At 54.2% G+C, this 14,509-nt stretch carries 16 protein-coding genes and 1 tRNA gene; 12 read left to right on the forward strand and 5 right to left on the reverse strand.

The window, feature by feature from the left end:
- The first annotated feature begins 58 nt into the window (after positions 1–58).
- A complete protein-coding gene (locus MT962_RS01900) occupies positions 59–3,250 on the forward strand; it encodes an FKBP-type peptidyl-prolyl cis-trans isomerase (protein ID WP_247364341.1) in 3,192 nt (1,063 codons plus the stop codon).
- A 224-nt stretch (positions 3,251–3,474) separates the two neighbouring features.
- Positions 3,475–4,239: an SDR family oxidoreductase gene (locus MT962_RS01905; RefSeq protein ID WP_024559484.1), complete on the forward strand. Its 765-nt coding sequence runs from the start codon at positions 3,475–3,477 to the stop codon at positions 4,237–4,239.
- An 83-nt stretch (positions 4,240–4,322) separates the two neighbouring features.
- On the opposite strand, the gene ybcJ is transcribed toward MT962_RS01905, so the two are convergent.
- Entirely contained in the window at positions 4,323–4,535 is a 213-nt protein-coding gene (gene ybcJ, locus MT962_RS01910) for a ribosome-associated protein YbcJ (RefSeq protein ID WP_024559485.1), read from the reverse strand.
- 1 nt (position 4,536) lies between these two features.
- Complete coding sequence (gene folD, locus MT962_RS01915) at positions 4,537–5,403, reverse strand: bifunctional methylenetetrahydrofolate dehydrogenase/methenyltetrahydrofolate cyclohydrolase FolD (protein ID WP_024559486.1); 867 nt, start codon at positions 5,401–5,403, stop codon at positions 4,537–4,539.
- A gap of 209 nt (positions 5,404–5,612) precedes the next feature.
- Between folD and MT962_RS01920 the strand changes: the two genes are divergently transcribed.
- Positions 5,613–5,689: transfer RNA gene (locus MT962_RS01920), tRNA-Arg, on the forward strand.
- A gap of 7 nt (positions 5,690–5,696) precedes the next feature.
- Here the strand turns inward: MT962_RS01920 and MT962_RS22200 are convergent.
- The 3 genes from MT962_RS22200 to MT962_RS01930 all read right to left on the reverse strand — a co-directional run bounded on the left by MT962_RS22200 (position 5,697) and on the right by MT962_RS01930 (position 7,110).
- On the reverse strand, positions 5,697–5,822 hold the full coding sequence (locus MT962_RS22200) for a hypothetical protein (RefSeq protein ID WP_281732603.1): 126 nt from the start codon (positions 5,820–5,822) through the stop codon (positions 5,697–5,699).
- Between the two features lie 135 nt (positions 5,823–5,957).
- Positions 5,958–6,269: a hypothetical protein gene (locus MT962_RS01925; protein WP_247364344.1), complete on the reverse strand. Its 312-nt coding sequence runs from the start codon at positions 6,267–6,269 to the stop codon at positions 5,958–5,960.
- A gap of 151 nt (positions 6,270–6,420) precedes the next feature.
- Entirely contained in the window at positions 6,421–7,110 is a 690-nt protein-coding gene (locus tag MT962_RS01930) for a helix-turn-helix transcriptional regulator (RefSeq protein ID WP_247364346.1), read from the reverse strand.
- Positions 7,111–7,687: 577 nt separating this feature from the next.
- On the opposite strand from MT962_RS01930, the gene MT962_RS01935 reads away from it, so the two are divergent.
- From MT962_RS01935 to MT962_RS01975, 9 genes are all read left to right on the forward strand, one after another.
- The gene (locus MT962_RS01935; RefSeq protein WP_247364357.1) at positions 7,688–7,921 is read left to right on the forward strand and encodes a phage holin; all 234 of its coding nucleotides are present in this window, start codon (positions 7,688–7,690) and stop codon (positions 7,919–7,921) included.
- Positions 7,921–8,424 (forward strand): lysozyme, encoded by a 504-nt coding sequence (locus MT962_RS01940; protein ID WP_281732624.1) that lies wholly within the window; start codon positions 7,921–7,923, stop codon positions 8,422–8,424. The genes MT962_RS01935 and MT962_RS01940 overlap by 1 nt, the downstream gene beginning before the upstream one ends.
- A complete protein-coding gene (locus MT962_RS01945) occupies positions 8,414–8,869 on the forward strand; it encodes a lysis protein (RefSeq protein WP_247364359.1) in 456 nt (151 codons plus the stop codon). Before MT962_RS01940 ends, MT962_RS01945 begins: the two co-directional genes overlap by 11 nt.
- 123 nt (positions 8,870–8,992) lie before the next feature.
- Positions 8,993–9,478 carry a hypothetical protein gene (locus MT962_RS01950; protein ID WP_247364362.1) on the forward strand — a complete coding sequence of 162 codons (486 nt, stop codon included), beginning with the start codon at positions 8,993–8,995 and terminating at the stop codon, positions 9,476–9,478.
- 14 nt (positions 9,479–9,492) lie between these two features.
- The gene (locus MT962_RS01955; protein WP_247364364.1) at positions 9,493–11,007 is read left to right on the forward strand and encodes a DUF3383 domain-containing protein; all 1,515 of its coding nucleotides are present in this window, start codon (positions 9,493–9,495) and stop codon (positions 11,005–11,007) included.
- 57 nt (positions 11,008–11,064) lie between these two features.
- On the forward strand, positions 11,065–11,514 hold the full coding sequence (locus MT962_RS01960; RefSeq protein ID WP_247364365.1) for a hypothetical protein: 450 nt from the start codon (positions 11,065–11,067) through the stop codon (positions 11,512–11,514).
- A 1-nt stretch (position 11,515) separates the two neighbouring features.
- Positions 11,516–11,968 carry a hypothetical protein gene (locus tag MT962_RS01965; protein ID WP_247364370.1) on the forward strand — a complete coding sequence of 151 codons (453 nt, stop codon included), beginning with the start codon at positions 11,516–11,518 and terminating at the stop codon, positions 11,966–11,968.
- A gap of 246 nt (positions 11,969–12,214) precedes the next feature.
- On the forward strand, positions 12,215–13,885 hold the full coding sequence (locus MT962_RS01970) for a phage tail tape measure protein (protein WP_247364380.1): 1,671 nt from the start codon (positions 12,215–12,217) through the stop codon (positions 13,883–13,885).
- Positions 13,885–14,493 (forward strand): phage baseplate protein, encoded by a 609-nt coding sequence (locus MT962_RS01975; RefSeq protein ID WP_247364382.1) that lies wholly within the window; start codon positions 13,885–13,887, stop codon positions 14,491–14,493. The genes MT962_RS01970 and MT962_RS01975 overlap by 1 nt, the downstream gene beginning before the upstream one ends.
- The last annotated feature ends 16 nt before the right edge of the window (positions 14,494–14,509 follow it).

The raw sequence follows: 14,509 nt of genomic DNA on the forward strand, positions 1-14,509 counted from the left end.
AAAAACACTGAAATCTCTGGATGCCATTACCGCGCAATCGAGCGGTATACCCGATTTATTGCTGATCAAACCGATCCCTTTGCCGGAACCGACAGTACATCCTTCCGGCAAATCCACAAAGAAACCCCGCCCTAAAAAGCCGGCGCAGGCTGCTGCTTCAACCGCGACAAGCGACCAGCAGGCGATAATAGAGAGCCTGCGTGCGGAGCTCGCCAGCGCGAAAGGCACCTGGCAGACGGAGAAAGCCGCTCTGCAACAGGCTGCAGCGGAAAGCGAAAAGCAGGCTGCCGCTTTGCAACAGCAGCTTAGCGCCCTGACTCAGGGGAAGAATAACGATGCGCAGTCTTCGATGCGTCTGCAGCAGGCTTTAGCCGAAAGTCAGCAGCAAAACAAACAATTGCAGCAACAACTCGCTGAGCTTTCCGGCTCACGCGATGCTAAAGCGCAAGAGCATGGGCAGCTTCAAAAAAAACTAGCTGAAAGCCAGCAATTCAGCACTGAGCTGCAAAGACAAATTGCTGAACTGCGCGTTTCGCGTAATGCCCGGGCAGAGGCGCTTGATAAGGCGCGCCGGGATCTGCAGGCAAATGAGAAAGCGTTGCAGGCACTAAAAGCGCAGCTTGCCGCTACCGTTTCCGGGCAGGATGAAAAAGCGGGGCAGATAACCCGTCTCCAGCAGTCCCTGAACGAAAGCCAGAAGAAAAACCAATCGCTGGAAACGCAAATCGCACAGCTGGCTCAGAAGCAGACCGATAAAGAGCAACAGGTTAAGCAGGTTCAAAACCAGCTGACACAAAGCGAAACCCGGGCGCAGATGTTGGAAAAACAGCTGTCGGAACTGGCGGCGGCGAAAAGCGGCAGCGCGCAGGTATTAGCGCAGCTCCAGCAAACCTTAGCCGCCAGCCAGAAAGAGGCGCAGGCGCTGAAAGCGCAGATTACTGCTCTGACTAACGCCCGGAACGCCCGGGCGCAGGAAGGCGACAGGCTGCAACAGGCGCTGACGGCAAGCGAGCAGAAAGCGCAGGCGCTGGCAAAACAAATCGCCACGCTCACCGAAACGCAGAAAATGAAATCTGACGAAAGCGGCAATCTTCAGCAGCAGCTGAAGCAAAGCGAAACCCGGGCGCAGATGTTGGAAAAACAGCTGTCGGAACTGGCGGCGGCGAAAAGCGGCAGCGCACAGGTGTTAGCGCAGCTCCAGCAAACCTTAGCCGCCAGCCAGAAAGAGGCGCAGACGCTGAAAGCGCAGATCACTGCTCTGACTAACGCCCGGGACGCCCGGGCGCAGGAAGGCGACAGGCTGCAACAGGCGCTGACGGCAAGCGAACAGAAAGCGCAGGCGCTGGCAAAACAGGTAGCCACGCTCACCGAAACGCAGAAAATGAAATCTGACGAAAGCGGCAGGCTCCAGCAGCAACTGAAGCAAAGCGAAACCCGGGCGCAGATGTTGGAAAAACAGCTGTCGGAACTGGCGGCGGCGAAAAGCGGCAGCGCGCAGGTATTAGCGCAACTCCAGCAAACCTTAGCCGCCAGCCAGAAAGAGGCGCAGGCGCTGAAAGCGCAAATCACTGCTCTGACTAACGCCCGGGACGCCCGGGCGCAGGAAGGCGACAGGCTGCAACAGGCGCTGACGGCAAGCGAGCAGAAAGCGCAGGCGCTGGCAAAACAGGTAGCCACGCTCACCGAAACGCAAAAAACGAAATCTGACGAAAGCGGCAGTCTTCAGCAGCAGCTGGCCGCCAGCCAGAAAGAGGCGCAGACGCTGAAAGCGCAGATTACTGCTCTCACTAACGCCAGGGACGCCCGGGCGCAGGAAGGCGACAGGCTGCAACAGGCGCTGACGGCAAGCGAACAGAAAGCGCAGGCGCTGGCAAAACAAATCGCCGCGCTCACCGAAACGCAGAAAATGAAATCTGACGAAAGCGGCAATCTTCAGCAGCAGCTGACCGCCAGCCAGCAAGAGGCGCAGACGCTGAAAGCGCAGATGAAAGACCTCGCCTCCTCAAAAGGAACGAACGCGCAGGAGTTAACCAGACTTCAGCAGGCTCTTACTGCCAGCGGCAAGGATATCCTGACGCTTAAACAACAAATTGCAGAGCTAACGGCAGGCCAGGCCGCCAAAGCCCAGGCCTTGACTACCGCACAGCAGTCGCTGGCTGAGAGTCAGAAAGAGACGCAGAAGTTAAAAGGACAAGTTGCTGAACTGACTACTGCGCAAAATGCTAAAGCCGAGGAGAGCAACAAGCTGCAGGCGCGGCTACTCGAAAGCCAGAAGAAGTCGCTGGCGCTGGAAAAAGAGATTGCTGCCCTTACTACCGCGCAATCGGCAGGCACGCAGGCGACCGAAAAATTACAGCAGCAACTGGCGGAGAGCCAGAAAAAAACGGATGAGCTGTATAAACAAGTAACGCAATTGACCGCCGCACAGGATGCCAAAACAAAAGCCTACACCACGCTCGAGCAGAATCTAAATGTAAGCCAGAAAAAAGCGGATGAACTGGAAGCCAAATGGCAGGATGCCAGTAAGCAACTTGAAGAGAAAAACAAACAGCTGGCTGCGCTGGAAAAAGCGAAGCCAGCCGCTACGGTTGCCGCCAAACCGCAAAGCAATGATGAAATACGCGATTATGCTCTTGGCGCCTTCTGGGCGCAGGAAATGATTGGCATGATGAAAAGCAAAGAGGGCTATGGCTACCACATCGGCCGTCAGCAGGTGCTGAGCGGCGCGACGGACATGATCAACGGCCAACTGAAAGTCCCGCAGGATAAGCTTATTAAGGTGCTTCAGGAACTGGACAAAACGTCCGGAGCGAAAGAAGCGAAGGTTAAAAAAGCGGCTAACAGCGAAGGCGATCGGTTCATGACCCAATTCAGTAAACAGCCGGGCGTGAAAAAGGCCTCAATGGGTTATTACTATCTGATCGCCGACAAAGGACGCGGCAAAATTAAAAATAGCGACACGGTCGGCGTAGTTATCCGAGAAAGCCTGACAAATGGCAAAGTCATCAACGACATGTCACAAAAAGGCACGGTTCTGGCGCTACCGCTTAATAACTACCCGCCGCTTTTTAAATCCGCTTTGTCGGTGCTTAACAACCATGGCGAAGTGCGCATCGTGGTGCCGCCCGAGCTCGCGTATGGTGAAGAGGGCAGGTTGCCGGATATTCCGCCTGACTCAACGATGGTTTATGACATTAAAATTGTCGACGTAACCGCCGGCATCGTTCAGCCAACACCCGCGGCGAAATAACCTTAACCCGGCTTCGGCCGGGTTATTTTACCTACCCTTGACGCTTGCCAAAGACGACGCGACTGTCGTATTTGTGCCGTCGGTCACATTTTTTTAAATTTTTCTTTCTACAACAATTCAAGAAGTTAACGGCAAATTCTGTTTGCTGCCTTGCGATGCGCTCGCCGGATGCCAGTCTTAATAAAGTTATTAAACGCATCATCGCAGAACAAACAGGAGGTTATATGGCACGTTTTCAGCAGAAAGTGGTGGTCATTACGGGCGCAGGTTCAGGTATCGGCGCAGGCGCGGCGAAGCGCTTTGCCAGCGAAGGCGCAAGCGTCGTGCTGGTGGGGCGCACCCCGGAAAAACTTGAGAAGGTGGCGGCTACGCTTTCGCAGGGTAAACACCTGGTCGTACCTTGCGACGTCTCGAATGCTGATGAGGTACAAAACCTGGCGCAGCGCGTGATGGAAGAGTATGGCCGCGTGGATGTGCTGGTGAACAATGCTGGCGTGATTGTCCAGGGGCGCATTCATGAAATCAAGCTGGATGACTGGGCGACGCTGATGGGGACCGATCTTAACGGCGTATTCTACTGCACGCATTACTTCATGCCAGAACTGCTTAAAACCAAAGGCAATGTGGTGAATATCTCGTCGGTTTCCGGGCTTGGCGGCGACTGGGGCATGAGCGTCTATAACGCGGCGAAAGGCGCTGTTACCAACTTTACCCGCGCGCTGGCGATGGACTATGGCGCTGAAGGCGTGCGCGTTAACGCTATCTGTCCGGGCTTTACTTTTACCGAACTGACTGAAGAGATGAAGCAGAACGAGCAGCTGCTGCAGAAATTTTACGAGCGGATCCCGCTTAAACGCGCAGGCGAACCGGAAGATATCGCCGACGCTATCGCGTTTATCGCAAGCGATGACGCACGCTATATCACAGGCGTTAATCTGCCGGTGGATGGCGGCCTTACGGCTTCTAACGGCCAGCCGCCGCAGGCGTAACCCCGTATGGACCTACGGCTAAGAAGGCCGTTGCGCGCCCTGTAAAAAACCCGCCATCCGGCGGGTTTTTCTTTAGGCTAAAGTCAGGCGACAACCGTGACGCTTTGTCCTTCGAACGTGACCGTCTGTCCGGCGACAATTTTGCAGCGCTTGCGGGTTTCCACCGTGCCGTCCACTTTCACCAGACCTTCGCTGATAACGATTTTCGCCTGCGCGCCGCTTTCGCTCCAGCCTTCCAGCTTCAGCAAATCGCACAGTTCAACGTGCGGGTGTTTTCCAAGAGAGAACGTCGCCATTTTATGCTCCTTCCACGTCGTGGTACTCAACACACGCCTGTAGCGTATTCTGAATGAGCGTAGCGACGGTCATCGGACCCACGCCGCCCGGGACCGGAGTAATGTAGGAAGCGCGTGCGGCGGCATCTTCGAACACCACGTCGCCAACCACTTTGCCGTTTTCAAGACGGTTGATGCCCACATCGATAACGATAGCGCCCTCTTTAATCCACTCGCCAGGGATAAAGCCGGGTTTGCCTACCGCAACGATCAGCAGGTCCGCATTCTCTACATGGTGGCGCAGGTTTTTGGTAAAGCGATGGGTGACGGTGGTGGTGCAGCCTGCCAGCAGCAGTTCCATGCTCATCGGGCGGCCGACAATGTTGGAAGCGCCGATGACCACGGCATTCAGCCCGTAAGTATCGATGTTGTAGCGTTCCAGCAGCGTAACGATGCCGCGCGGCGTGCAGGGGCGCAGGCGCGGCGCGCGCTGGCACAGACGGCCCACGTTGTAAGGATGAAAACCATCCACATCTTTATCAGGCGCGATGCGCTCCAGCACTTTCACATTGTCAATGCCCGCCGGCAACGGCAGTTGGACCAGAATGCCGTCAATAGCGGCATCGGCGTTCAGTTCATCAATAAGCGTAAGAAGCTCCGCTTCGGTGGTGGTTTCCGGCAGATCGTAAGAGCGGGAGAGAAAACCGACCTCTTCGCACGCCTTGCGTTTGCTGGCGACATAAATCTGCGAAGCGGGGTTCGCGCCTACCAGCACAACGGCGAGACCAGGCGCACGCTTTCCGGCCGCCAGGCGCGCCTGTACTTTTTCCGCAACCTCGTGTCGTACCTGCTGCGCAATCGTTTTACCGTCAATAATCTTTGCTGCCATCAGAGAGAGGATTCCATCTGTAATGATAAAAGAGAGGGGATGTTGATATTTTGTCAGAAGCGGGCCGCGCTGTCAGTCCCGAAAGCGCCTTTATGCTTAAAAGGCAGGCGGGCAGTCGGAAAGCCATTGACTCACAAGGCGCTCACCGTATAATTCCACGCGTTTCACGGCGCTGAAGAATCTTCTTACCGTGGAAGCATCTTCCCGATGCGCCCTTAGCTCAGCTGGATAGAGCAACGGCCTTCTAAGCCGTGGGTCGCAGGTTCGAGTCCTGCAGGGCGCGCCATCTACGCTTATCCGTCACTTTTTTTCGGTTTTTCCAGCAGCGCTTCAAGATAGGGCGGCAGTTCCAGCAGCAAAATGGCGGCGAAGATGGCGACAATATACCCCATCGGCAGCATCTCCTCTTTCAGCGACAAACTGTAATCCGCCTGCGCCGGGCCTGCGGACGCAGGCTGACCATCCCGCAGCGGGAAAACCCGATTAATTTAAGCATCTGAATTAATGGAAAATTCACCCCGCGATTTTTCATCTGCTCTGTTTTTGCCGTACGACTAAGGTAACTGGCGAATCAAAGGTTTTTCGCTCCGCCGACTCTTTTCTTTTGCACGGCAAGTCAGACCATTGCCGCGAGGGGCGGTATACCATTCGCGGTTGCGCTCTGGCTGCTGTTCCGGCTTCTCTCTTTCCAGAACCACCCCAGGCGAGACCGCTTTTATTACTCGTTCAGAGCAGCCGGAAAGGGCTCTGGCTATATGGCGCGCCAAAGCGGCTTCTTGCTCTTCTTGCTCACGTTGTTCTTTGCGTCGCATACGTCGGCGATGACGTGAAGTATCTTTTTCAGGATAGGTAATGATGACAGTCATGGGCTTCTCTGCTTGGACAAAATTGCATTGTGTTTACGCATAATATGCGTATTGCGCATAATATAGCGCGTATTTGATGCTCTGTAAAACGCCTACAAGCAGAAATAAAAAAGCCCGCTGCAAAGCGGGCTTATTCAGGAAGACGAAGCGGTTAGCCGTGGCGGCGGAATTGCTGCGACTGGCTCAGCATAACCCGCCCGGCAACGTTGAACATGTGCATCTCTTCTTCGGTGATAGCCCACTCGCGGTAACGTGGATTGTCAGAAATGACCAGCAATTGGCTCTTAACCTTCTGTAAACGCTTAACAAACATATCGCCATTGAAGTGGAAGACGTAGATGCCGTCACCGTCAAACATGCAGGTGCTTACGTCAACAAAAATTAGATCGCCTGGCTCAAAAGTACCGACCATGCTGTCGCCGCGAACGTTAATAAGCTTGACTGAAGACTCAGGACGGTTGCCGAAGATTATCCTTGCTTGCTCGGGAACGTATTCGATAGACCTTATAACCTCAATCACATCTTTAGAAGGTGTTCCGTTCCCGGCGCTGGCGGAAACATCGAGCACATCAATTCTGTACACATCTTCTCTCCTTTTTTTCACGATTGAGTTAACACTGTATGTATTCACAGTATCACTAGTTTCGTCCGAAGAGAATAGTTCAGCAACAGGGACTTGCAACGCATCTGCAATTTTTTTCAGTAGGTTTTCGCTGTACCCCTGAATGCCGCGCTCAAGACGCGAGAGATTACCTACGTCGCTTTCTACACGCAACGCAAGTTCGTTAAGGGTCATCTTATTCGCTTTGCGAATTTGTCGAATCTTATGGCCTATTTTCATGGCGTCATTAAAACTTTTTTATGCGTATGACGCAATGCGTATTGCGCATATTAATTTTATCGCATATTATGCGTCTAACGCATCAAGCGAGGGCTGCATAACCCGCAATAGATGTGCAACCTGCGCTGAAACGCAATGCTCTTTAACATTATGGCCATCTTCTTCGCCGAAATGCGGGGAAACCTTTTACATGGCGTGCCTGAGGCTACGCCGACATAGCGCCTGACGCATTTTTAGTCTGCATACACTTTGAGTAAGCGGCGTGACAGAAAGCGGCAGGCGTCCGCCTGCTAACAGGCTTTTAAAAGCAATATTTTCGCCGGGGTAAACCGGCCCGGTACGCTTGCAAAGCTTAAGCGCACGAATATAGGCACGGCGTGCATGCTTGCGCAGAGGGCTGCCTAAAACCGGCTAGCTTTACCCGCCCTGTCTGTTTATTGACCAATCAAGGCTCGCTTCGGCGGGCCTTTTTTATTTCTGAACGGAGAAGAGAAGCGCAGAGACTATTTTAGCCCTGTCTGCTCTTCTGTTATCCCACGAAAACGCCTTCTTCATCAGGAGGCAAGAGAACTATCCTATGAGCAAACTGGCTTCTGGCGCTGCCTATGGCGCTTCCGCCGGGGCGGTGGCCAACAGCCTGCTGACCCGACTTAGTCCTGATGAATGGAGCGCGATGGGTGTTATTACCGGGATCGTGGTAGCGCTACTGACCTTCGTCATCAACTGGTATTACAAACGAAAAAAGACTCTGGCGCAGATTGAGGCATTGCAGCGCTGGCATGTCACCCCGGCAGAATTTGAGGAGGAATGATGGCTATTTTCCCACCCTTGCGCAAAAGACTTATCGCCGCAGCGGGCGCGGGCGCATTCGCATTAACTGCTGCCTTTCTTGGCGGTCATGACGGTATTGAAGGACGGCGCTACGAAGCTTACAAGGATATTGCCGGCGTCTGGACGGTGTGCGATGGCCACACCGGTGCAGACATTATCCAGGGTAAAACATACAGCGACCGCGAATGCGACACGCTTTTACGCCAGGATCTGCTGCCCGCCAGGCGTGCCGTAGAGAGCCTTGTGACTGCGCCGCTTAGTGATTATCAGCGAGCAGCACTCTACAGTTTTGTCTTCAACGTAGGTGAAACAGCCTTCGCTCAATCAACGCTTCTGCACAAACTCAACGCAGGTGACCGAAAGGGGGCGTGCGAAGAGCTGCGCCGCTGGGTCTACGCGGGAGGCGTGAAATGGCGAGGGTTACAAAATCGACGCGAAATGGAACGCGTGCTGTGCCTGGCGCAGAGCAGCCATGACCTTTAAAGAAAAGACGCTTAGCGTTCTCATCGCCGCGACGTTTGCCGCCGGGATGTACTACCACGCCCGGTTGCTGGCAGAACAACAGCGCGCCGAACTGGCAGAGCAGCAATTGAAATCAACCGCAGCTTCACTCCAGAAGATACAACACAGTCAGCGCGATGTCGCAAAACTCGATGATGCTTATACGAAGGAGTTAATACATGCGCAAAACACGATTGATGCCTTGCGTCGCGATGTTGCTATCGGCGTTAAGCGGCTGCGCCTCACAGCAACCTGCAAAGGACAACTGCCCCGTACCGATGCCGCCCCCGGCGTGGATGATGCAACCGCCCCCGAACTCACTGCAGACGCTCGACAGGCTTATTTTCGTCTCAGGGAAGAACTGGCGCTAACCCGTTCAGCGCTGACCGGCCTACAGGAATATGTCCAGCAGCAGTGCCTGAAATAACCGCTGACGCCGCAACTCGCCTCGACCCTGGTCGGGGCTTTTTTATACCCGGCGACTGGCGCCGAATTTTCTGATGGAGATAAAGCCTTGAATGACATGTTTACGCTCCTGCATGACTTGCTTATGGCTGAATTTGCCGAACAGGGCATAGCGGTTCAGGTGGTGCAAAGCTATGGCGATATTCCGCCCGCGCGGGAACAGGAATCGCTCATTGTTGTGCAACACCTTGCGACAGAACGTGTGGGCTGGCAGTCACACCAGGCCCGCAGACGTGCGGACAGAGCGGAGTTGATTGAACAGCAAAATCATGCCGAAACATTTCAGATCAGCGTCCGTTTACCCACGTTATGGCCGACGGACAGGCCAGAAGCAATGGATTTACTGACTACTGCGGCCATGTTTTTGCAGGGCCCTCGCATGGTTGAGGCTGCCAAAAAGGCGCAGATGAGCGTCCAGGCGATTAAGACCCTGACGTCCAATTACATTCAGAACGAGCAGAAGCAGTGGGAGAACCTGCCCCGCTTCGAGCTGGTTATCTGCCGCAAACTCACCTTGTCTCATGATGTGGGCACGGTTGAGCAATTCACCCACGGGATTTATCCCGTATAACAAGAGGTTTTTTCATGAGCATTTCAATTAAAAAGTACGTGGATATTACGTCCGGCGTAGGGGCTGGCGCGAGTGCAAAAGAGCGCGAGCTTATCCTGCGCCTCTTTACAAAAGACGCGAAAGTGCCTGCAGGGGTGGTCATTGAGTTCACCGGGCTTAACGATGTGGCAGCCACTTTCGGCGTCGCGACGGAAGAATATCAGCGTGCCGCGCTCTATTTCGGTTTTGTTTCTAAGGTAATGACGAAAGCAAAAAAAATTGCCTTCGCACGTTATGACGATAGCGTCATCGCTTCGGCGCCAGCTATCGTGGGCGGCCGCGCCCTGACCGCTATTGATAGCTGGAAAGCGGTAACCGATGGCGCCGTGCGCGTTCAGGTAGGGCAGTCGGACTACCTGCTAAGCGATCTTAATTTCTCCGCTGTCGCCACGCTGGCGGATGTCGCGGCGCTCGTTCAAACCGCGTTACGCGCCTCGCTGGCTGGCGCGACGGTCACCTTTGACGCCGTGGCGCAAACCTTTAACGCCTCCTTTATCGGTCAGGCTATTCCGTCGGCGGTCAGCGTGGCGGCGGCGGGGACCGGCATCGATATAGCGGATAATCTTGGCTGGACGGTTAGTAAAGGCATGGTGACCTCGCCAGGTTCAAACGCCGCAAGCGTGCTGGATTACCTTATCGAAGCGGATGAAATTAGCGATAACTATGGATCATTTGCCTTCTGCGGTGCGCCGTTAGCTCTGGAGACGGTGCAGCAAATTGCAGCCTGGAATAACAGCCAGAACGTCAAATATCAGTACCTGGTCCCGGTGACGAAAGCCAATATCCCCGGTTGGTACGATGCGCTGAGCAACTATGCCGGCTGTGCGCTAACCCTGGTAAACGACGCCAACAGCGAATATGACGAGTTGATCCCCGGCATTATTCTTGGCGCAACCGATTATTCCCAGCGCAACGCCAGTCAGAACTATATGTTTCAGCAGGTGGCGGGCGTCTCGCCGAAGGTGGACAGCAACAGCGAAGCGAACGGCATCGACAGCGCTACCCGGGTTAACTATTACGGCCGCACCAAAAGTGCGGGCCAGGCTATCGATTTTTACCAGAATGGCTACCTGTGCGGGGCTGCCGCAGCACCATTGCAGATGAACGTTTATGCCAACGAACAGTGGTTTAAAGCGGCCGCAACGTCGGTTTTGATGGGCGGTCTGCTTTCGCTGCCGATCATTCCGGCGACGGACGAGGGCCGTTCGATTGTGCTGAGCCTGCTTCAGGACCCTATCAGTCGCGCCCTGTTTAACGGCACTTTCAAGGCGGAGAAGGATCTGACCACCACGCAAAAAGCGTATGTCACACAGATTACCGGCGATCCGCTGGCATGGCATCAGGTTGAAACGCTCGGCTGGTGGGTGGACGCTAATGTTCAGGAAGAGATGCAACAGAACGGCACCATCAAGTACATCATTGATTATACCCTGGTTTACTCCAAAGCGGACGCTGTGAACAAAATTACCGGCCGCGACATTTTACTCTGATTTTTTACTCATCCTTTCTCAGGCCGCTTAACGCGGCTTTTTTACTGGAGATTTATCATGCAAAACCTTAGCGGCTTCGGCCTTCAGGTTCGCGTTATCGCGAGCAAAACGTACCCGTCCGGTTTTACTGTCACCGAATTTGCCGACGACGCGGATCCGTTCAAATTTACCGAGCTGCAAATCAATGACACGGCGATGGGGATGAACGGCGACCTGGTGAGCTGGACAAAAATGAGCCCAATCGAGTTCTCGCTCTCCGTACTGGCGAAGTCCGACGCTGATAAAAATCTGGCGGTGGTATTCGAGGCGAATCGCGCCGCCCGCGGCAAAAAATCGGCGAAAGATGTCATTACTATCGTTGGCGTTTATCCGGATGGCTCGACGATTACGCTGACGCCTGGCGTAGTGAGTAAGGGAATGCCGGGCAACGGTCTGGCCCAGTCGGGACGCTTTAGTTCTAAAACGTATACCTTCCTGTTTGAAGGCATGAGCCGGGTTGAGGTGTAGTGTGGCTGATCTTTTGAATCCAAAACCGGTAACGGTCGCCGATCGCAACGGCGCAGAGCACCACTATATTATCGGCCAGTTTCCGGCAATTGTCGGACGCGAGGTGGCAGCCAAATATCCTACGTCTATCGCAGCGCTGGCGAAACAGTGGGAAGAAAATCAGTACGGCGAGAATGAAATGATCATGCTTAAAGCAATGTCATTCGTCGATCGCGTGCTGGAAGATGGCAGCACGGTTCGCCTCTCGACTGCCGCGCTTGTCGATAACCACGTGCCGGATGCCGAAGCGCTTATTCGTCTTGAACGCGCGTTGCTGGACCATAACTTCAGCTTCTTCGAAAAGTTCAACCGCTCCATTTCCTCCGGAGGTATCGCGCAGAATATGATCAAGTTGATTACGTCAACGCTGATCAATTCATTGCAACAATCCTCTCGGCAGGGCAAGCAACCCTGACTGAACTCAAAGCCTCCATCACTCTCGAGGAGGCTTTCCAGCTCTGGGAAATTGTTATGACCACTCGGTACAACGAGTGGTGGGCAATGGAGCAGGCGAAAGCCAAATCTTTCCGTTAATTCTCTTAAGGGCGCCGTATTGCTCGCTGGCTGCGCCCTTTTTTTCGTTAACGCGTGCGCTGCATCGCGCAAAACGTTAACGCGACGATTAATCAAACCCGCTCCGGCGGTTTTTTATGGAGCCGATATGGGCACTCTCGATACCTATACATCTCTGCTTCGAGTCGATACCCGCGTAGCCGCGAGCGGGCTGGACGACTTAAATCAATCACTGGAAAAGGTAATCCAGACGCTGAACAAGCTGGAATTGCAATCCAGTAACACCGGCCAATCGCTCACGGATAAACTGAAAGGTTATAAAAATGTCGCTACAGAGGTGCTTGATTTTGTGGTCGGGCACGCTGAAACGATGCGGGAGAGAATCAACACGGCGCAGTCTCTTGGCATCGACATTGGGCAATACGACGCGCTTTCCCGCGCCCTCCAGACTTCCGGCAGCGATGTGAAAAGCTTTAACGAGTCGATGACAGCGTTAAACGGTTCGCTAAAAGAGGCTGCGGAACATGGGGGTTCAGATAAAGCCAGCGCCTTTAAGGCTTTTCGGATAAGCCCGACCGACAGCAAAGGCGAACTAAAAAGCGCTGATCAAATGATGGTGGAGCTGGCGGGCGTCGCTGCAAAAATGGGGAGGTCCCAGGCTAGCGCCGGGCTTAAACAGCTCGGCATTTCTGATGACGCGACTATCGCCGCGCTGATGAAAGGGTCCGAGGAACTGGAGCGGCAGATTACGTTGCAAAAGACCTTTGGCGTAATGAGCCAGCAGGACGTTGAGACGCTAGATCAGTTCGCACGAGCTCAGGGAGAGCTCACCAGCATCCTGAGCCGATTTTCGGATGAACTGGTCCTTGGCGCAGCGCCAGCGATGGCGGCGCTTATCAATACGACTATCGAACTTATTGCCTGGGGTAAAGAACACCAGGGGGCATTGCTAGGCTTTTTCGGCACGCTGGCGGCAGTGGCGATCCCCACGCTGACGAGCATGGCTGCGGCGGCCGCTGCGGCTAGCCTTCCTTTTATTCCGCTTATCGGCGCCGCGATGTTGCTTGGTCTTGCCGTCGACGATCTATGGACTTATTTCAGCGGCGGTGATTCGGTTATCGGCGGTCTGGTTCAACAATTTCCGCTACTCGGCGTGGCGCTTAATGAGGCGAAAGACACCGTAGCGGAAGCATGGGAAGCCCTGAAGCTACTCTTTTCCGACCCAGGCGCTTTTCTGGATCTGCTGGTGGCGGAATTTCAGGCGAGCTGGAACGCGATTGTTGCCAGCGTGCCCGAGGCGGCAGGCCAACTTAGTGAGGCTTTTCTCACCGCCTGGCGTCAGATGGTGGTAGAAGCGGGCGTCATTTTCAGCACTTTATGGACATTCGTGAAAGGCTTGTTTAGCCACCTCGGCGACAGCATTAACAGTCTGATACAAGAGGCTATTAACAGCGCTATCGGACTGCTTCCTGATGTTGTTAAGAACTACTTTGGTCTGGAGATAAAAAACGCTAAACAGCCAGCGACTGAGCCGGGCGAGCCCGGTTCAGGCCTGTTGAACGATCATCCTCTTCTGGCCGCAGGCAACGTTGCCAGCACTGCCAATTACATGATGTGGAGCGCTGCCGCCATGCCAGCGATACCACCGTCTTCTTTCCTGACCGCCAGCGCCAGCAATACCCGTTCTGTGAATGTCGACCGCGTTGAGATCCATACTCAGGCGACAGACTCACAGGGTATTGCTGACAGCTTTGCGGACGGTCTGAAAAACGCCTGGGGCGGGTTAGCTAACCATTATGACGACGGGAGGGGATACTGATGGCTTCACTGACGGATTTAATGAATATGGCCTCTGGCGCACGTTCCACTTACAGCCTGGGCAAATCGTTTTTTACCGCTGACACAGTACGCATAACAGACATGAACGGCGTTCAGGTGTTCAGCCAGTGTCGGGCGATGAGCGTCCAGGTGAGCCGCACTTCAACGCTTGCTGAACACCCGTTGGAAACCGGCAACACCATAGCGGACTTCAAGATCATCAAACCGAACAGCATCACGTTAAAAATGATCATACCAGATGACGCTTACCGTGCGGTTTATAAGGAAATAGAACAGGCCTGGCTCAACAGTACGGCGTTTATCGTACAAACCTGGGCTTCTTCCTTCGCCAATATGGTGCTTACTGACCTGCCACATGACGAAACTCCAGATTCGGTGGGCTGCGTTTCGCTCACGCTGACGCTAAAAGAGGTGGTGTGGTTCACCTCAACGGTCGAGACAATGCCAGCCAGGGAGGTAGCGGTCTCGTCTAAATCAGCCAAAAACGGCGGTACGGCGAAGCCGGACGCCGATACGGTTAAACAAGGGCAGAAGCGCCCGGCCAGCCTTACGCAAGCAAATACGCAAAACGTTAAGGTATTCTTTTAATTAGTTTGGGAGAACC

The sequence above is a fragment of the Franconibacter sp. IITDAS19 genome (assembly GCF_023079515.1).
Taxonomy (GTDB): Bacteria; Pseudomonadota; Gammaproteobacteria; order Enterobacterales; family Enterobacteriaceae; genus Franconibacter; species Franconibacter pulveris.